Source organism: Streptomyces sp. A0642 (genome assembly GCF_004795105.1).
Lineage (GTDB): Bacteria > Actinomycetota > Actinomycetes > Streptomycetales > Streptomycetaceae > Streptomyces.
The window spans coordinates 135499-154423 of the sequence record NZ_SSBL01000009.1 but is presented as its reverse complement, the minus strand read 5'-3'; the positions used below and the strand labels follow the sequence as shown (position 1 = coordinate 154423).

Sequence of the window (18925 nt, the reverse complement as noted above, 5' to 3'; positions counted from 1 at the left end):
TAGGCCCCTTGCCCCGTCAACTGGCCACAGATCAACAAAAGTTCAGCCGCATAGAGGAATAAAAGGCGGTGCCGGGGCGTGTGACGTGAGATGGAGGTGGGTAAGCTCTGCCGGTTTCACACGGTGGAACCCGGTTGAACCCCCTGTACGGCCGCCCGAGCCGCGGCCTACTGTGCGTCATTGTCCGCGGATGCGCACACGCGTCCGCATACACCTGAGCGGTCTCCGGCCGGAGCCGCGGGACGAGGGGGCCTCGGCAGTGCTCGGCACGGTGGAACAGCGCATTCAGTCATGCCCGGAGTGCGGGGCGGAGATCCGGACGAACCACGGGTTCGTGCCGTGGTGTGCCGCCTGTGACTGGAATGTGGACCCGGGGCAGCCCGAGGAACCGACCGGCCGCCTGGAGGTCCTGCGGCACAGGCTCGCCCGGCAGCACGGCGAGAGGCTGCTGGCCGAGGTCACGACGGACGATGCTCTGCGGCCCCGGCGCGACACGGCGGGCGTCCTCGCCCTCGCCCTGGCACTGGCCGTCCACGCCGTCACCGGCGCACTGTTCGTCGGCGGTTTGCTGCTGGTGGTGCTCGGCTGGGGCAGCGGCCTCCCCCTCCTCGGCGCCCTGTTCCTCCTCATCACCTGGACCCTGCGCCCCCGGTTCGCGCGCCTGCCGGAGGACGAGCCGGTGTTGCGCCGGGCCGACGCGCCCGAACTGTTCGCCCTGATCGACGAGGTCGGCGGGACAGTGGGGACGACCGGAGTGCACGCGGTCTCGGTCACCGCCGAGTTCAACGCGAGCGTGTCCACGTACGGTTTCCGGCACCGCCGGCTGCTGACGATCGGGCTCGGACTCTGGGAGGCCCTCAGCACCGAGCAGCGGATCGCGCTGCTCGGGCATGAGCTCGGGCATTACGCCAACGGCGACACCCGCCACGGCCTGGTCATCGGGAACGCGCTTCAGTCCCTGGACACCTGGCGGTACCTGATGAGCCCGGTCCGGCAGCCCACCCTCATGGAATCCGTGCTCAACGCCCTCTATCTGCTTCCGCGCTCCGCCGTCGTGGGTGTCCTGATGGTCCTCGACCACCTGACCCTGCGCGCCACCCAGCGCGGCGAGTACCTGGCCGACTCCTTCGCCGCCCGATGCGGCTCCACGGAAGCCGCCGCGGGCCTGATGGACCGGCTACTGGTCTCCGGTTCCGCGGAAACCACGATGCTGCGCGAGTCCAATGCGCTCCGGTCCCGGCACACCCGTGCCACGAAGGACAGAGAGGCCGCCGAAGGGCTGTGGGAACGCCTGGCCGCCCACATGGACGCGATCCCGGCTAGCGAGTACGAACGGCAGCGCCGCTGCGGTGCGCTGCGTGGTCACAGCGTCGATTCCACGCACCCCCCGACCCACCTGCGCCGCGCCCGACTGCTGGCCGCGGCCGCTCTGCCGGCGGCGGTCACCATCGACGCCACACGCCGTGCCGCCCTGCGGGCGGAACTCTCGGGGGTGCGGGCGAAGACGGCGCGCCGCGTCTTGAACGGCCGTTGACTTCCGCTCCCCCGCCCTCTGGGACGGGCCTTCGTGCCATGGCCGGTTGACCGTCTCGGTGGGTTCCGGCTTCCTGGCGCTGCCCTGGTCCAATGGATCGGTCCACCTCCGACCCACCCCTGCGAGGCAGCCGTGGAAACCGCCCGTCGATACGACGTGCACGAGGCCGAGGCCCACTTCTCGGTCATCCTGGAGCAGGTGGCCGCCGGTGCGGAGGTGGTGATCTGCGAGTCCGGAGAACCGGTGGCGAAGATCATTGCGCTGCGGGCACGGGGGATGCGGACAGGACGTGGCTCACTGCGTGGACAGATCCGCGTCCACGCCGCCTTCGACGCCTTGCCGGGCGACACCGCCGAGGCGTACGGAACGCGCTGACGACGTGCCCGGGCACACCGGCCGCCTCCCCCCGCGTCTCACGCCTCCGTGGTCACCGCCGTCACCCGCCACGGCGCCAGCCGCTGGACGTCCCGGGCGGTTTCCGTGACGCCCGTGAGGAAGCCCTGGGCCCTCGGGGACGCCGTTTCGCGGAGCCATTCCGGGGCGATGTCGCAGACCGCGACCTTCACCTCGGTACCGGCCAGGGCCAGGGGGAGGGTGTGGACCACCGTGGAGGGGAAGCTCAGGACCGTGCGGCCGATGGGGCCCCGGCGGGCGATGAGTTCCAGGGGGAGGTCGGGGCGGACGATCTCCAGGCCGGTGGCGGCCTCCAGGGCGTGGAGCTTCTCGGTGGACTCGCGGCGGTGGGCGAAGTAGCGGGTGGCGCCGTGCGTACGGGCCAGGGCCGCGACCGCTTCCAGGTACTGACCGCGGTCGACCACCCCCGTCTCGACCAGCGAGGTGCCGACCAGGTCGGCGCCCTTGGTGAGCCGCGGGGGGCCGAAGCGGGAGCGGGTCCAGGAGAAGGTGTTGGGAATGAGGGTGATGCCGGGCGGCGGGATCACCGGCATCGCGGTGAAGAGTTCGACCTCGCGCGCCGCCGACGGGGTGAAGCGGCGGCGGGCGGTGGCGGAGACCGGGGCCAGGGCCAGGTCCCGGGGGCCGGAGCCGCCGCGGCGGTGCCAGCGCACCAGGCGCTCGCCCCGGGTGATCAGGGTGACGAACTCCATGGTGGCGGTGCCGTCGTCGACCACGGTGAGCCGGCGGGGGCGGACCAGGGAGAGCAGGAGCTGTACGTAGCGGGAGAACGGGTCCCCGATGACGATGTGGTCCGCGTTGCGGACGAGCCGGGTCAGGGCGCGCAGCGACTTCAGGGGGGTGCCCGAGTCGCCGCGCGCCTCCTGCCAGCGCACGGTGATGCCCTCGTCGCGGGCCAGCTCCGCCATCCGGCGCAGCTGACCGCGCGACATCGGGTCGACCGGAGGGAGGACGACGACGGTGACGTCCGCGACGACACGGCCGCCGCCTCCCTCGGTGTAGGCCCACTCCAGGACGTTCAGGAGCTGGACCGGGCTCTCGACGAAGGCGAGGTTCACCGGTCTGCCCGTCAGACCGCGACCGGCTCGGCGGCCTGGGCCGTCTCGCCGCTCTCTGCCACGACGCCCGGGACCCGGCGGAGCTTCTTCATCGGGCCGAGCTCCGACTCGTACACCTTCTTGACGCCGTCGCCGAGGGACGCCTCGATGGTGCGGATGTCGCGGACCAGGCGGGTCAGGCCCTGGGGCTCGACGGACGCGGCCTGGTCGGAGCCCCACATGGCGCGGTCGAGGGTGATGTGGCGCTCGACGAACGCGGCGCCGAGCGCGACGGCGGCCAGGGTGGTCTGGAGTCCCGTCTCGTGGCCGCTGTAGCCGATCGGGACGTTGGGATACTCCTGCTGGAGCGTGTTGATGACGCGGAGGTTCAGCTCCTCGGCCTTGGCCGGGTACGTCGACGTGGCGTGGCAGAGCAGGATGTTGTCCGAGCCGAGGACCTCGACGGCGTGCCGGATCTGGCGGGGGGTCGACATGCCGGTGGAGAGGATCACCGTGCGGCCGGTGGCGCGCAGGGAGCGCAGGAGCTCGTCGTCGGTGAGGGACGCGGAGGCGACCTTGTGGGCGGGGACGTCGAACTTCTCCAGGAAGGCGACGGCCTCGGTGTCCCACGGGGAGGCGAACCAGTCGATGCCGCGCTCGGCGCAGTGCTCGGAGATGGCCCGGTACTCGGTCTCGCCGAACTCGACGCGGTGGCGGTAGTCGATGTACGTCATCCGGCCCCAGGGGGTGTCGCGCTCGATGTCCCACTGGTCGCGCGGGGTGCAGATCTCCGGGGTGCGCTTCTGGAACTTGACGGCGTCGCAGCCCGCTTCGGCGGCGGCGTCGATCAGCGCGATCGCGTTGTCGAGGTCGCCGTTGTGGTTGATGCCGATCTCGCCGGTGATGTAGACGGGGTTGCCGGGACCGGCGGTGCGGGTGCCGAGGGTGCGCAGGCGGGAGGTGCTCATGGGGGTGTTCCTTACTTACTTGGTGGTGGAGTCGGTGAGGGTGGGGCCCAGGAGCCAGGCCGCGATCTCGCGGATGGCGCCGAAGCCGCCGGGGGTGGTGGTCACGGCGCGCGCCGCGGCGCGTACCGAGTCGTGCGCGCTCGCGACGGCCACGGGCCAGCCGGCGAGTGCGAAGCAGGGGAGGTCGTTGACGTCGTTGCCGACGTACAGGACGCGCTCGGGCGCGACGGACTGCTCGTCGCACCACTGCTTGAGCGCGAGGTCCTTGCGGTCGATGCCGTGCAGGACGGGGACGCGGAGCTTGTGGGCGCGGGCGGCGACGACCGGGTTCTGTTCCGTGGAGAGGATCAGGAGCGGGACGCCCGCCTTGCGCAGCGCGGCGATGCCGAGTCCGTCGCCGCGGTGGACGGCGACGGTCTCGCGGCCGTCGGCGTCGATGAGGACCCGGTCGTCGGTCTGGGTGCCGTCGAAGTCGAGGACGACCGCGTCGACGTCCTCGCGGGTGGGCAGCCGGGCCGGGTCCAGGAGCGGGGCCAGGGCGCGGGCGCGGGCCAGGTCGTGCGGGTCGTCGATCTCCAGGACGCGGGCGGGGTCGGTGCGCACCAGCGCGGTGTGGCCGAAGAAGCGGTGGCGGTGGGTGCGGAATCCCGTCGCGTCCATCGCGTAGGCGGCGCCGGTCTCCAGAAGGTCCTCGGGGCGGTCCTGGCGGCGGGGGCGGACGGCCTTGTCGTGGTTGACGCCGTAGTTGTGGTCCTCGACCGCGCTGCCGTCGCGCCACAGGAAGCCGTGGAAGGGGGCGACGGTGACGGCCGTGTCGGCGCCTTCCCTGGCGACCGCGGCGGCGACGCCGTCGACGTCCTCACGGCTGAGGAAGGGGCTGGTGCACTGGACGAGCAGGACGACGTCGACGGGGCGGCCGTGCTCCTCCTCGTAGCGGTCCATCGCGTGCAGGACCGCGGCCTCGCTGGTCGCGGTGTCGCCCGCGATGGCTTCGGGGCGCTGCACGCAGTGCAGCCGGCCGGTCTCGCCGAGCGCTTCGCCGGCGGCCCGGGCCGCTTCGGCGACGGCGGGTGCGTCGGTCGTCACGACGACGTCGGTCACCTCGCTCGACGCCAGGCAGGCGCGGACCGCGCGGACGACCAGCGGTACGCCGCCGACCTGGGCGAGGTTCTTGGCGGGCACGCCCTTGGATCCGCCGCGGGCGGGGATCACGGCGAGCACGGTGGGCTGCGGCGTCATCGCTGCTCCAGTGGGTGTCGTAGGGGTGGTGGGCACAGCTCGCCCGTCCGTCTGGTTCCTCACAGCTCGCCCATCCGTCGGATGACCGGGGCGACCCGCTGGACGCCGTGGCGGTACGCGCCCCGGGCCGCGTCCCGGACCGCCTCGCGCACCGCTCCCCTGACCCGGCCGGCCTCCCGGGGCGCGGCGGCTCCGGGGAGCGGGCGGCCGTCGAGGGCCAGGTGGTGGCGGGCGAGGATGCCGGGGAGGTAGCCGGGGGCGGTGGCCGATGTGTAGTACGGGGCGAGGTCCGGCAGCCGGTCCCGCGTGAGCAGGGCGGTGACCCGGGCGCGGGCGGCGTCGTAGGCGGTGGCGTACGTGCCGTCGGCGGCGACGCCCTGGCCGGCCAGCCACTCGGGGTCGGGGTGCGGGTGGGCGCCGCCGTCGAGGTGGTCCCAGGAGGTGAGCAGGCCGGAACCGATGAAGTGGTGGTTGCCGAGGGTCTCGCGCACCCCGAGGTCGGTGAGGACGGCGGTGGGGATCCGCCGGTGCAGGGACTCCAGGGCGGCGGTCGAGGAGACGGTGACCAGCAGGTCGGTGCGGTCCAGGACCTCGCCCATGTGCCCGTACACCAGGCGGAAGTTGGGCGGGAGGCCGCCGGGCAGCCGCTCGGCCAGGCGCTGGTAGGGGAGTTCCTCGATGTGGGTGGTGTGCTCGCCGGGCTTGGAGCGCAGCTTGAGGAGGACCTCGCGCCGCGGGTGGAGCCTGGCGTGCTCGACGAGCCTGCGCAGCAGGTACGTACGGTCGGCGCGGGAGACGGGCACGGAGGGCTGGGCGGCGAACACGACGGTGTCGCGGCCCGGTTCGGGGCGGTGCGGGGCGCCTCCGAGGAACGGCAGGGCGGCCTCCGTGACGGCCGAGGCGTCGGCGCCCACTCCCTCGTACACCGCGCGGAAACGCTCCGCGTCGTGGCGGGAGTTGGCGAGGACGACGTCGGCGCCGTGCCGCAGCAGCAGTCCGTCGGCGAGCTTCTCGTAGACGACGCCGACGTAGCCGGTGACGACGACGGGCCTGGCGCTCATCCGCAGTGCGGCGAGGCCGTGGAGCATCGCCTGGACGGCGCCGCCGACGAGGGCGAGGACCACGAGGTCGTATCCCTCGTCGCGCACGGTGTCGAGGAATTCGAGGGCCGTCACCTCGCGCACCCGGTCGGTGTCGACGCCGACGTCGCCGACCTCGGCGAGCTGGCGGGGTGTCGGGGTCGCCCGGCCGCGCAGCAGCAGTCCGCTGATCTCCGCGCGGGGCGTGGGCGCGCTTCCGTCGCCCGTGGTCAGCCGGCGCGCGGTGAGCGCGCCCCACTTCCAGCGGGTGTCGGAGTCGGCGAGCACGGCTACCCGGAGGGCGGTCGTCTTTTCGGTACGTGGGGGCACGTCCCAGAACTTAGGAAGGCATTCCGATTCGCGGCCCAACGTGACAGCAACAGCGGGTTAACAGCCCGACGACGCTTGGCTAATCGGCCCGACAAATGCTCTGTTTCCGGAGGGGATTCGGGCTGGTTCATCAGGTCGACTTTCGTCGTTCACCTGGCGTTCCTGTCAGGGCCAGGGCAAATGACGGACCTCCGCCTAGCGTGTGGCGCGTGGTTAAGCTCTCCGTCATCGTGCCGTTCTACAACGTACGGGCCTATGCCCCCGATACCTTGCGAAGTCTGCGGGCCAATGCCCGTGATGATTTCGAATTCATCTTCGTCGACGACTGTTCGACCGACGGGACCCTGGAGATCCTCCAGCGCGCCGAGCGCGAGATCCCGGGCGCCGTCCTGGTCGCGCACGAGAAGAACGGGGGCCTGGCCACCGCGCGCAATACGGGTATCGACGCGGCGCGTGGCGAGTACCTCACCTTCCTCGACGGGGACGACTGGGTCGTTCCCGGTCACTACGAGCGGCTGCTGGCCTCCATCACGGGGCTGGGGTGCGACTTCGTCCGTACGGACCATGTGCAGTTCACGGACCGGGCGCGCACCGTGCACCGGGTCCCGCACGGCCTGCGGAACACCGTGCTGCGCCCGCGCGACGTGATCCTGCCCTCCGACCGGTCGACGCCGGTGGACTACGCGTACGCCTGGGCCGGCGCCTATCACCGGCGGCTCGCGGACTCCGGGCTCCTCCGGTTCCGGGACGGGCTGCGCACCGCCGAGGACAGGCCCTGGATCTGGCGCCTGCACCGGGAGGCCGCATCGTTCGCGGCCGTCGGCCTGCCCGGGGTCTTCTACCGGCGGGGGATCGCGTCCTCGCTCACCCAGATCGGTGATGTGCGCCAACTCGACTTCATCCGGGCCTTCGACCAGGTCCTGGAAGAGACGTCCCGGGATCCCGAGGCGGACCGGCTGCTGCCGAAGGCCGTACGCACCTATTGCGCGGTCATGGCGCACCATTTGGAATCCATCGAAAGGTTCGAACCCGCAGTGGCACGGAAATTGCGCGCCATGAGCGCGGCTTCCCTGCGGCGCATGCCTCAGGAAGTCCTCGCCGATACGCTGAATTCGCTGGGCGACCGCCGCGCGGACCAGCTGCGACGGGTCCGCCGCCGCTCCGTCTCCCGGGAGGTCGCGGCCTGATGCCCGGCACGTACACCGCGCCGGTCGGCCGGTCCACCACCCAGATCTTCTCCGCGTGCACGCAGTACGCCGCCGCCACGCTCGTCGCCGCCCTGCGCGCGGGCCAGTTCGGTCCGCGCGACGAACACCGGCGGGTCCTCGTCGTGAGCGACACCTCTCCCTCCCCCGAGCTCGGCACACCGCTCCACCGCCGGCCCGGATTCGAGGCGCTGGCAGCCGAGTTCGACGCGGTGCACTCCTGGAACGACTTCATCCGGCCCTTCCACCCCGCGGGCTGGTCGCCCAGGGAGCAGGACGCGTCCCTGTGGGAGCGGGCGGTGCGAGGGGCCTGGGACCTCGGCGACGGACCGGTCGAGATCGCCTGCGAGTCGATCCAGGCCAACCCCGCCCAGGCCCTCACCGTGATCTTCGGCGACAGTCCGGTGCACATCTACGCCGACGGGCTGATGAGCTACGGTCCGACCCGCAGCAGGCTCGACCAGCTGGTCGGCACCCGCATCCGCCGGCTGCTCCACCTCGACCTGGTGCCGGGCCTGCGGCCGCTGCTGCTCACCGAGTTCGGCGTCGCTTCGGAGATCGTGCCGACCGACGCCTTCCTGAAGGTGCTCGGCGAGCTGGCAGGCGCGGCGGCGGGGATCCCCGAGGCGCACGGCGGGCCCGGACCGGCTCTGCTGCTCGGCCAGTACCTGTCCACGCTGGGCATTCTGACGGCCCAGCAGGAGGAGGAGCTGCACGCGCGGATGCTGCGCGGGGCCGTCGCGCTCGGCCACACCCGGATCGTCTTCAAGCCGCACCCCAGCGCCCCGGCCCACTGGACCCGCGCGCTGGAGCTGGAGGCGGAACGGGCGGGCGCGGAGCTCACCGTGCTCGACAGCCCGGTCCTCGCCGAGACGCTGTTCGAGACCATGCGTCCCGCCCTGGTCGTCGGCTGCTTCTCCACCGCGCTGCTGACCGCCGCCTCGTTCTACGGACTCCCGGTCGCCCGCGTCGGCACCGGCCCGCTGCTGGAACGGCTCGCCCCGTACCAGAACAGCAATCGCGTCCCCCTGACGATCGTCGACGCCCTGCTGCCCGATCTGGAGGACCCGTCCGCCGTCACCGGCTGGTCGCTGCCGAGCGCCGAAGAGGTACGGGGCGAGCCGACCGGGCTCCTCGCCGCGGTCGGCTACGCCATGCAGCCGCAGCTCCAGGCCGCCCTGCGCCCCGACGCCGAGCGCTACCTGAGCCTCCCCCGCGACACCACCCGGCGCTACTTCAAACGGCGCCGGCTGACCGCACTGGGACTGCCCGGAGCCCTCCCCGCACAGCTCGCCTTCATCCCGCGCAACGCGACGGTCCGCCGCCTCGCCCGCAAGGCCCGGACCCTGAAGCGGGCGGCGGCGGGCTGAGGCGCGAGGGCGGTGCACGGGGCCCAGCGGGCGGTCTCCACGCCGCGGCCCCTGCCGCACCGGCCTTCGATGGCCGGGCCCTGCCCCAGCCGTCGGGGCGCTGATCCGCTCGCGGGGACGGACCGGGGGCCCCGGTCCGTCCCCGCACCCGCGCGGTGCGTGACCGGGCGGGGACGGGGGCGTGAAGCCCGGCCGTCCATTGCGTGAACCGGCCTTCCGCGCCCGGGATTTCACGATGTTCGATGACATATTCGACCCATCATGAGGACTCCGTCGATTTCGCGATCCCCGCGCGCCCGGGGTGCCGCCCTGGCCGCCGTGCTCACCGCCCTCACCGTCTGCGCCGGGGACGCGGTGGCCCGCAGTTACCCCTTCGGCCCGCACACCCGCAGCGTGAACGACCTGGGCAACCAGTTCGTCCCGTTCCACGCCCGGCTCTGGGACCTGCTGCACGGGCGGGCGGACGGCGGGCTGCTGCTGAACTGGCAGTCGGGCTTCGGCAGCAGCTTCCTGCCGGACTTCGGTACGTATCTCAGCAGCCCGTTCGCCCTGATCGTCGGGGTCTTCCCGAGGGACCGGATCGACCTGGCCGTGTACGCGGTCACCCTGGTGAAGACGGGGACCGCGGCGGCGGCCATGACCTGGCTGCTCACCGCGTTGCGCCGGGGCCGCGGCCGGGAGTGGCTGGCGGCCGTGCTCGGCGCCTCGTACGCCCTGTGCGGCTGGTCGGTCGTCGAGGCCGCGTACAACCCGATGTGGCTGGACGGGCTGATCGCCTTCCCGCTGCTGTGCCTGGCCGGGGAGTGGGCGCGCACGGGACGGCGGCCGGTGCTGGGCACGCTCCTGGTGACGCTCGCCTGGGTGTCGAACTTCTACACCGCGTACATGGCCACGCTCGGGGCGGCCCTCGTGCTGGTGGTGCGGCTGCTGCTGGAGGACGGCACCTCCCGGGAGCGGGTCCGGGGCCTGGCACGCGGGGTACGGACCGTGCTCATCGGCATCGGTCTCGCCTCGCCCGTCCTGATACCGGTGTTCCTCGGCACCCGGCACGCCTACCCGGGCTGGAACCGGGCGTTCGCTCCGGCGGCCTGGCCGGACGTCGCCGCACGGTTGCTGCCGGCCACGTACAGCTTCTTCAGTCCGGCTCTGTTCCTCGGGACCGGCGCCCTGCTGCTGGCGTGTGCGCTGGCCTTCCACCGGGCCGTGCCGCGCGCCGAACGGTTCGCGTGGGCGGGGCTGGTGGCCGCGGTCGCCCTTTCCCTGCAGTGGGGGCCGACGCATCTGCTGTGGCACGCCTTCGCGACGCCGAACGGCAGCCCGTACCGGCAGACCTTCGTGCTCTCCGGGCTCGTGGTGATCGCCGCCTGGACCTCGGTCGCGACCGCCTGGCCCGAGCGGCGGGCCCTGCTGGGCGGGGGCGCGGTGCTGGCACTCATCGCCGCCGGCGCCGCGTCCAGCGCCCTGATCACCGGATGGACGTATCCGCTGTTCGCGGGGGGACTGGTGGCCGTGACCGGTGCGCTGCTCCTGGCCCGCCACGGCAGGTTCGCCGTGCTCGCGGCGCTGCTGCTGGTCGGGGCGCAGGCCGGTCAGGCCGCCGCGACGACCGCGTACGCCGACCGGCAGCGGCTGAACCGGCTCGACGACTACGCCCCCTGGGGCGAGCGCCAGACTCTTCAGGCCGCCGCGGTCGCCGGTGCCGAAGGCTGGCCGCGCTACCGCACGGACCCCGGTCTGGAGCAGTCCACCGCCAACGACCCGCTGCTGGTCGGCGGGCAGGGCGGCGCGTACTACAGCAGCCACACGCCCGCTGTGCTGACCCGCACGTTCCTCGCGCTGGGCGCGGGCTGGACGTCGAACGGCCGCGCGCTCCACAGCCTGGACAACCCGGTGACCGACGCGGTGTTCTCCGTCGGCGCCCGGGTCCGTGTGCCGCGCGATCCGCACCAGGGCTGGAACCGTCCGGACGACCGCCCGGTCACGGTCTCCCGGCAGGACGTGCCGCCGCTGGTGACGGTGCGGCCGTCCGCCGACTCCGTCGCCCCGATGGGCCGTTCGCCGTTCCGCAACCAGGAGAAGCTGCTGGGCGCGTCCGTGTACACGGTGCCCGCGACGGCGCTGCGCGCCGCGCACGGCGGCGACGCCACGGACGAGGGCGCGTACGACTACCGGGTGCGGCCGGGCACGTACACCCTGAGCGCGAGCTGCCCCGTGGGCAGTGAGGTGTATCTGTGGGCCCCCGATCTGTTCGGCCGGGCGCGGTGGGGGGCTGCGGGGGAACCGGCCGACTTCCGTGGCGAGTTGCCGGGCAGGCGGGCCGGGATGCGCATGCTCGGCACGGGCGGCGGCCGGCTCGCCGTGTCGCTGTCGGTGGCCCGGGCGGGCACCGTTCCGCACGAGGCCGTCGGCTGCCTGGACCGGAGACGCCTGGCGGCTGCGGTGGCCGGGCTGACGCACACCGGCGCGACGCGCGTCTCCGTCACCGGCAGCGGCGTCCGCGCCGAACTGCCGCCGCACACGAAGGGCTTGGCCGTCCTCGCGGCGCCCCGGATCGCGGGCTGGAGCTGCGACGGCCGTCCCGCCGGCTCCTACCTCGGCCTGGTCGCCGTGCCGGTGAGCGGCGACCGGACACAGGTGGACTGCACGTTCCGGCCCCCGGGGCTGCGGGCCGGGACCCTCGCCGGGGCGGGAGCGCTGGCGGCGCTGCTGGCGACCGTCCTGGCCCCCCGGGCACTGACGCGGGCCAGGGAGCGGCGGGCGGCCCGGCCGCCCGCACAGCCGTGACGACACCGAGACTTCATCTGCGCGTGGTGGGAAGGGCCCGTTCCGCGCGCGTACGTTCCCAGCCATGCCCTCCCTTCTGAACAACCGCCTGACGAAGCGCGCCCTGCGCCCCGCCCTCACCCTCATCGACCGCCGTATCCGGCTGCGGGTCGAACGCGCCGCCGAGCCGTTGCGGAGCGAGCTCGCCGTACTGCGGCGGGAGGCCGACGAGATGCGCCGGGGCACCGACGGTCTGCGGGGGAGCCAGTACGCGCTGGGGCTGCTGCTGGACGGCACGGGGCGGGGCGCGCACCGGATTCCGCCCGCCTGGGAGATCGACGAACTGGTCGTCCAGATCAGCGCGTTGAACGGTGACGGGGCGACGGCCCGGCGCAGTGTCGTCGCCGCCTACCGGACCGTGGTGGCGCTGGAGGCGCTCGGCGTGGGCCGGCTGGCCGGGTCCACGTCGAATGTGTGCGGCAAGCTGGCGACGGTGCCGCTGCTCGCCCCGCCCAACGGGAGCATCCTGGAGATCGGCACGCTGTACGGGCTGTTCGCGGCGGCGCTGACCCGGATGGTGCACCGGGCGGGCATCGAGCCGGACCTGACGATCGTCGATCCGCTGGCCGGCCGGCAGCTCCAGCCGGGCACGTCCCAGCCCGCCGACCCCACGGGCACACCCGTGCGCGAGGACGTCGTGCGGGCCAACCTCGCGCTGACCGGGGCGGGTTCGACGCACCACCCCCGTATCAGGCAGGGGTTCTCCGCGGATCCCGAGGTGCGCGCCGAGGTCACGGACCGGGAGTACGGAGTGATCGTCGTGGACGGCGACCACTCCATGGAGGGGGTGGCCGCCGACCTGGAGTGGGTCGAGGAGATCGTCGCCCCGGGCGGCATCGTGGTGATCGACGACTACGGCGACGCGTCCTGGCCGGGCGTCCAGGAGGCCCTGGACAAGCACCTGGCCGACGGCTCGTCCCGGTTGCGGCTGCTGGGGCGCGTTTCGACGTCGGCGTACCTGCGGGCGGAGTGACGCCGCCTCACCCTCCCACCCCGTACCGGGCCTCGATGCCCGCGACGATCAGCTGAAGGCCGTCCTCGAAACGCTCCTCGTAGTGGGCGAAGATCTCCTCTCCGGCCGCGGCGGCCAGCGGGTAGCGGGCCATGCGCTCCGCCCGTTCACCGATGTCGAAGCCCTCGCGCGGCCGGCCCGGCGTAGGGCGCACGCCCTGTTCCTCGCTGACGAAGCCCATCGTGTAGGAGTACGCGGTGGTGCCCGCGCGGACGGCCTGCCACAGCTCGAAGCCCGCGTCGACCATGGTCCGCAGATGGCCTTCGAGCCCCTCCGCGTGGTCGGTTCCGGTGAACTGCGCCCCGCCGTAGACCTTCGCCCCGTCGCGGTAGCGCAGCAGGGCACGGCGCAGCCCCCTGTTGTACGCGACGAGCTGGTCCTGCCAGCGCTCCGGCGTCGGGCCCGGCAGGCCCTCGTCGAGCATCCGGCGGTACATCACCGTGGCCATCTCGTCGAGCAGCGCCTGCTTGTCCTTGAAGTGCCAGTACAGGGCGGGCGCCTTGACGTCCAGCTCCCGGGCGATGGCGCGCAGGCTGAGCCCGTCCAGGCCCACCTCGTTCAGCAGCCGCAGCGCCGTGTCGGCCACCTGGGACCGGTCGATCTTCGTCGTACCCACCCCGCCAAGTTAACAGCCCCGCCCTTGACAACTTAACACCGTTAAGCACACACTCCTCGGCATGGAACTTAACAGCGTTAAGGAACGTGTGACGGAGACCTCCGTCCTCATCGTCGGAGCGGGCCCGTGCGGCCTCGCCCTCGCCTGCGACCTGGCCCGGCGCGGCGTCCCCGCGGTCCTCGTCGAGCAGGCGCCCGCGCTCTTCCCCGGCTCGCGCGGCAAGGGCATCCAGCCCCGCACCCGCGAGGTCCTCGACGACCTCGGCGTCGGCGACGCCGTCCGCGAGCACGGCGGGCCCGCGCCGGTCGGGATGGTGTGGCAGGGCGGTGAGCGGAGGGGCGAGCACCACATGTTCCGGGTCGCGGCCCCGACGGACGCGGAGCCGTACGGGGAGCCGTGGCTGATGCCGCAGTGGCGTACCCAGGAGATCCTGCTGGCCCGGCTGCGCGAACTGGGTGGCGACGTGGCGTTCTCGACCGCGCTGACCGGCCTCGCCCAGGACGCCGACGGAGTGACCGCGCAGCTCGGCACAGGCCCGGTGCGCGCCTCCTACCTCGTGGCGGCGGACGGGGGCCGCTCGACCGTGCGGCGGGCCCTGGGCATCACGATGACCGGGGAGACGGTGGACCCGGTGCCGATGCTGGTGGCCGACGTGCGGATCGCCGGGGCCGCCCTCGACCGGCACAACTGGCACATGATGAACAGTGAGGCCGGATACCTCGCGCTGTGCCCGCTGCCCGGCACCGCGGACTTCCAGCTGGTCGCCCAGTACAAGGAGGGTGAGCCGGACACCACCCCGGACGGTGTCCGCGCCGTCATCGCCGAGCGGACCCACCTCGGCGCCCAGGACGTCACCGACGTGCTCTGGTCCTCCGACTTCCGGCCGCGCGCCGCGCTCGCCGACCGGTTCCGCGACGGGCGGGTCTTCCTGGCCGGGGACGCCGCCCACGTCCACTCCCCCGCGGGCGGCCAGGGGCTCAACACCAGCGTGCAGGACGCGTACAACCTGGGCTGGAAGCTCGGCCAGGTGCTGCGCCACGGGGCGCCCGCCGCGCTGCTCGACAGCTACGAGGAGGAGCGCCGCCCGGTCGCCGCGGAGGTGCTCGGCCTGTCCACCCGTATCCACCGCGGCGAGCAGGAGCGCGGCGCGGCCGCCCAGCAGCTCGGCATCGGCTACCGCGAGGGGCCGCTGTCGACGGGGCGCGCGGGCGTCCTGGAGGCCGGCGACCGGGCCCCCGACGGACCCGCGGGAGACCGGAGGCTGTTCGACGTCTTCCGGGGTCCGCACTTCACGCTCCTGGCGGTCGGCACCGACGCGCCGCTGCCCGAGTTCGCGGGACAGGCCGCGCGGGTGCACCGCACGGATGCCTGCGAGGCGTACGGCAAGGGGCTGTTCCTCATCCGGCCGGACGGCTATGTCGGCTGGGCCGCAGAGGACACCGCCGGGCTCGCCGAGTACGCCGCACGGCTGGGCCTCGTCCCGGACCTCAGACGCTGCTGAGGGAGAGCTTCGCCGCGAACCCGAGGAACAGCACGCCCGCCGCCGAGGTGGCCCCCGCCGACAGCCGCTTGCGGCGGCGGAACGCGGCGGACAGCCGGGTGCCGCCGAATATCAGCATCGACAGGTACAGGAAGCTGGCGATCTGGAGCAGAGTGCCCAGCACCAGGAAGGAGAGCGCCGGGTAGGCGTAGGCCGGGTCGACGAACTGGACGAAGAACGAGATCAGGAACAGGATCGCCTTCGGGTTGAACAGGCTGACCACCAGCGCCCGCCGGTACGGCCGTTCCATCGCGGCCGCCGCTCCGGCCCCCTCCGCGGCCTCGCCCGTGAGCTCCGCCACCCGGCGGTGCCGCTCACGCCACATCGACACCGCGGCGCGCAGCATCCCGATGGCCAGCCAGGTCAGATAGCCCGCACCGGCGAACTTGACCACGGCGAAGAGCACGGGCGTCGTCTGCAGCAGGGACGAGGCCCCGAGCGCGGACAGCGTCATCAGCACGGTGTCCCCGGTCCACACCCCGGCCGCGGCCACATAGCCGGTCCGCACCCCGCGCCGGGCGGCGACGGACAGCACGTACAGCGAATTCGGCCCCGGCAGCAGCACGATCAGCACGAGGCCGGCGAGGTAGGTCGGAAGGTCGGTGACACCCAGCATGAGACGGAGTCTCGCACGCGGGTACGACACTCCGAGGAGGGGGCTCCGGTACGCGCCTTCCTCGGACCCCGTCGCCGTCGGGCAGCCGGCCGGCGGGGGCTTCGTCTCCGCGCCGGCCTCGTCGGGGGCGAGGAGCGGGGTCCCGCGCTGGTGGTGCGTACGCGCCGCTCCGGGGGCCCGTCCAGCGCCCCTGACACACGGCGGAAGATCGGGCGCCGGCCCGCGCGGGCGCCTCAGAAGGCGTCCGTCGGCACGTACGCCCCCCAGACCTCCCGGAGCGCATTGCACACCTCGCCCACCGTGGCCCGGGCCCGCAGCGCGTCCTTCATCGGGTAGAGCACGTTGTCCGTGCCCCCGGCCGCCTTGCGCAGCGCCGTCAGCGCCGCGTCCACCGCTCCCTGGTCGCGTTCGGCGCGGAGCTTCGCCAGCCGGGCTGCCTGCTGGGCCTCGATCGCCGGGTCGACACGGAGCGGCTCGTACGGCTCCTCCTCGTCGAGCCGGAAGCGGTTGACGCCGACGACGACCCGCTCGGCGCTGTCCGTCTCCAGGGCGACCCGGTAGGCGCTGCGTTCGATCTCGTTCTTCTGGAAGCCGCGCTCGATGGCGTGGACCGCCCCGCCCATGTCCTCGACCTTGCGCATCAGCTCCAGGGCCGCGGCCTCGACGTCGTCCGTCATCTTCTCCACGACGTAACTGCCCGCGAACGGGTCGACGGTGGCCGTCACGTCCGTCTCGTACGCCAGGACCTGCTGGGTGCGCAGGGCGAGACGGGCGGACTTGTCAGTGGGAAGCGCGATCGCCTCGTCGAAGGAGTTGGTGTGCAGGGACTGCGTGCCGCCCAGGACCGCGGCCAGTCCCTGCACCGCGACGCGCACCAGGTTGACCTCGGGCTGCTGGGCGGTGAGCTGGACGCCCGCGGTCTGGGTGTGGAACCGCAGCATCAGCGACTTCGGGTTCTCGGCCCCGAACTCCTCCTTCATGACCCGCGCCCAGATCCGCCGGGCGGCGCGGAACTTGGCGACCTCCTCCAGGAGCGTCGTACGCGCGACGAAGAAGAAGGACAGCCGCGGGGCGAAGTCGTCGACGTCCATGCCGGCCGCGACGGCGGTACGGACGTACTCGATGCCGTCCGCGAGCGTGAAGGCGATCTCCTGCGCGGGCGAGGCCCCGGCCTCGGCCATGTGGTAACCGGAGATGGAGATGGTGTTCCACTTCGGGATCTCGGCCCGGCAGTACTGGAAGATGTCTGCGGTCAGCCGCAGCGAGGGGGCCGGCGGGAAGATGTACGTGCCCCGGGCGATGTACTCCTTGAGCACGTCGTTCTGGATGGTGCCCGTGAGCTGCCGCGCCTCGACGCCCTGCTCCTCCGCGACGAGCTGGTAGAGCAGGAGCAGGAGGGCGGCGGGGGCGTTGATCGTCATGGACGTGGAGACCTGGTCCAGCGGGATCCCGTCGAACAGGACGCGCATGTCGTCGAGCGAGTCGATCGCCACCCCGACCTTGCCGACCTCACCGGACGCGATCTTGGCGTCGGAGTCGTGGCCCATCTGGGTGGGCAGGTCGAAGGCGACGGACAGGCCCGTCGTGCCGTTGGCGATGAGCTGCTTGTACCGGGCGTTGGACTCGGTGGCCGTACCGAAGCCGGCGTACTGGCGCATCGTCCACGGGCGTCCGGTGTACATCGTCGGGTACACACCGCGCGTGAAGGGGTAGGCGCCCGGCTCGCCCAGCTTCTCGACGGGGTCCCATCCGTCGAGCGCGTCCGGTCCGTAGACCGGCTCGATCGGCAGTCCCGATTCCGACTCGCGCGTCATTTGCCTGCCTCCCGCTGGAGCTGCTCATGGGTCACCCGACGCCTCGCGACGGACTGTAGCCGCAGGGCCCGAAGCGTGGGAGGGAGCCCGGCCGGGACCTTGCTCACAGCCCCTGATGCCTGACATCCTCCCGTCCTCGGTGCCGCTTTCCCATCATGCGCAGGATTCGGCAACCGGGCAGAGCGGGAATCCGTCCCATGAGACAACGCAGGTTCAGGGGGCCGAGATGATACGCAGCAGCAGGACCGGGCGCGGCCACGCGGACGGAGGCGGCCGGGGCGCGGGAACGGCGTCCGCCGCCGTCGCCGTACTGGCGCTGGTCGCGGTCACCGCGGGATGCAGGGCGGAGCCCGCCGGCAGCGCGTCGGCCGGACCGTCCGCACCGCCGGCGAGTTCACCGGCCGACGACGGCAAGCCCGGCGCGGACGGGACGCGATCGGCGACGCCCTCCGCGAGCTCCGAGCCGAGCACGAAGCCGAAGGCCCCACCGAGGACGACCGAGTCCACGCCGTCGGCCGCTCCGCGGGCCGAGGTGCTGATGGCGACCGGCTCGCAGGGCGAGCGGGTACGCGAGCTCCAGGCCCGGCTGCGTCAGATCGGCCACTTCGACCGCAGCCCCACGGGCTATTACGGCTCCGTCACGGTCGCCGCCGTGCAGTCCTTCCAGGGCAAGCGCGGACTGTCCCGCACGGGGAGGACGGACTCCGTCACCTGGCAGAAGCTGCTCGGGATGACGCGCCCGCCGACGGCCGCGGAGCTGAACCCGCCGACCACCCGCCCGGCCGCGAAGCCGGACAAGCGCTGCATGACGAGCCGGGTGATCTGCATCAGCAAGAACAGCCGGACGCTGTCCTGGATGAAGGACGGCACGGTTCTCTCGTCGATGGACGTGCGGTTCGGCTCGCAGTACACGCCGACCCGCGAAGGCACCTTCTCCGTCTACTGGAAGTCCCGCCACCACGTGTCGTCGATCTACCACACGGCCATGCCGTACGCGATGTTCTTCAGCGGCGGTCAGGCGGTGCACTACTCGTCGGACTTCGCGGCCCGCGGCTACAGCGGCGCCTCGCACGGCTGCGTCAACGTCCGGGACGAGGCGAAGATCGCCTCGCTGTTCGACCAGGTCCGCAACGGCGACAAGGTCGTCGTCTACTGAGGTCGTGGATGAGGGGCGCGGGCGGGACCGGGGGAACGTGTCCCGCCCGCGCCGTTGCGCCGAGCCGTAGGTACGGGGGGAACCCCGGCTCCGGGCGCTGCCGATGACCAGTCGGCTCACTCACTACTGCGTCGGCGGGCCGAAAAACGTCACACCCGGTGGCGGTGGGGCG

Annotated in this window: 15 protein-coding genes; 8 read left to right on the top strand and 7 right to left on the bottom strand. The window is 72.8% G+C overall.

What is annotated here, in order from left to right; genetic code table 11:
- The first annotated feature begins 190 nt into the window (after positions 1–190).
- Positions 191–1534, top strand: coding sequence for a M48 family metallopeptidase (locus tag E6R60_RS18440; RefSeq protein ID WP_168713638.1), 1344 nt, complete (start codon positions 191–193; stop codon positions 1532–1534).
- 132 nt (positions 1535–1666) lie between these two features.
- Positions 1667–1909, top strand: a complete 243-nt coding sequence (locus tag E6R60_RS18435) for a type II toxin-antitoxin system prevent-host-death family antitoxin (protein ID WP_136327673.1) — start codon at positions 1667–1669, stop codon at positions 1907–1909.
- Between the two features lie 38 nt (positions 1910–1947).
- Here E6R60_RS18435 and E6R60_RS18430 read toward each other — a convergent pair whose 3' ends face one another.
- The 4 genes from E6R60_RS18430 to E6R60_RS18415 are packed head-to-tail and all read right to left on the bottom strand — an operon-like array spanning position 1948 to position 6601.
- The gene (locus tag E6R60_RS18430) at positions 1948–3006 is read right to left on the bottom strand and encodes a hypothetical protein (RefSeq protein WP_136327672.1); all 1059 of its coding nucleotides are present in this window, start codon (positions 3004–3006) and stop codon (positions 1948–1950) included.
- Positions 3007–3017: 11 nt separating this feature from the next.
- Entirely contained in the window at positions 3018–3953 is a 936-nt protein-coding gene (locus E6R60_RS18425) for an N-acetylneuraminate synthase family protein (RefSeq protein ID WP_136327671.1), read from the bottom strand.
- A gap of 15 nt (positions 3954–3968) precedes the next feature.
- Positions 3969–5192, bottom strand: coding sequence for an acylneuraminate cytidylyltransferase (locus E6R60_RS18420; protein WP_136327670.1), 1224 nt, complete (start codon positions 5190–5192; stop codon positions 3969–3971).
- A gap of 59 nt (positions 5193–5251) precedes the next feature.
- Positions 5252–6601: a DUF6716 putative glycosyltransferase gene (locus tag E6R60_RS18415; protein WP_136327669.1), complete on the bottom strand. Its 1350-nt coding sequence runs from the start codon at positions 6599–6601 to the stop codon at positions 5252–5254.
- Positions 6602–6810: 209 nt separating this feature from the next.
- Here E6R60_RS18415 and E6R60_RS18410 point away from each other — a divergent pair, with 209 nt between their 5' ends.
- The 4 genes from E6R60_RS18410 to E6R60_RS18395 all read left to right on the top strand — a co-directional run bounded on the left by E6R60_RS18410 (position 6811) and on the right by E6R60_RS18395 (position 12972).
- On the top strand, positions 6811–7788 hold the full coding sequence (locus E6R60_RS18410; RefSeq protein ID WP_136327668.1) for a glycosyltransferase family 2 protein: 978 nt from the start codon (positions 6811–6813) through the stop codon (positions 7786–7788).
- A complete protein-coding gene (locus tag E6R60_RS18405; RefSeq protein WP_136327667.1) occupies positions 7788–9176 on the top strand; it encodes a polysialyltransferase family glycosyltransferase in 1389 nt (462 codons plus the stop codon). Before E6R60_RS18410 ends, E6R60_RS18405 begins: the two co-directional genes overlap by 1 nt.
- Positions 9177–9437: 261 nt before the next feature.
- Entirely contained in the window at positions 9438–11960 is a 2523-nt protein-coding gene (locus E6R60_RS18400; protein WP_136327666.1) for a YfhO family protein, read from the top strand.
- Between the two features lie 64 nt (positions 11961–12024).
- Positions 12025–12972, top strand: a complete 948-nt coding sequence (locus tag E6R60_RS18395) for a class I SAM-dependent methyltransferase (protein ID WP_136327665.1) — start codon at positions 12025–12027, stop codon at positions 12970–12972.
- 7 nt (positions 12973–12979) lie between these two features.
- Here E6R60_RS18395 and E6R60_RS18390 read toward each other — a convergent pair whose 3' ends face one another.
- Positions 12980–13627, bottom strand: coding sequence for a TetR/AcrR family transcriptional regulator C-terminal domain-containing protein (locus E6R60_RS18390; protein WP_136327664.1), 648 nt, complete (start codon positions 13625–13627; stop codon positions 12980–12982).
- 61 nt (positions 13628–13688) lie between these two features.
- Here E6R60_RS18390 and E6R60_RS18385 point away from each other — a divergent pair, with 61 nt between their 5' ends.
- A complete protein-coding gene (locus E6R60_RS18385; protein ID WP_136327663.1) occupies positions 13689–15128 on the top strand; it encodes an FAD-dependent monooxygenase in 1440 nt (479 codons plus the stop codon).
- On the opposite strand, the gene leuE is transcribed toward E6R60_RS18385, so the two are convergent.
- Positions 15115–15783: a leucine efflux protein LeuE gene (leuE, locus tag E6R60_RS18380; RefSeq protein ID WP_136327662.1), complete on the bottom strand. Its 669-nt coding sequence runs from the start codon at positions 15781–15783 to the stop codon at positions 15115–15117. The two genes, E6R60_RS18385 and leuE, sit on opposite strands and share 14 nt — an antisense overlap.
- A 233-nt stretch (positions 15784–16016) precedes the next feature.
- Positions 16017–17597 carry a methylmalonyl-CoA mutase family protein gene (locus E6R60_RS18375; RefSeq protein WP_136327661.1) on the bottom strand — a complete coding sequence of 527 codons (1581 nt, stop codon included), beginning with the start codon at positions 17595–17597 and terminating at the stop codon, positions 16017–16019.
- A gap of 226 nt (positions 17598–17823) precedes the next feature.
- On the opposite strand from E6R60_RS18375, the gene E6R60_RS18370 reads away from it, so the two are divergent.
- Positions 17824–18753 (top strand): L,D-transpeptidase family protein, encoded by a 930-nt coding sequence (locus E6R60_RS18370; protein ID WP_136327660.1) that lies wholly within the window; start codon positions 17824–17826, stop codon positions 18751–18753.
- Positions 18754–18925: the final 172 nt, after the last annotated feature.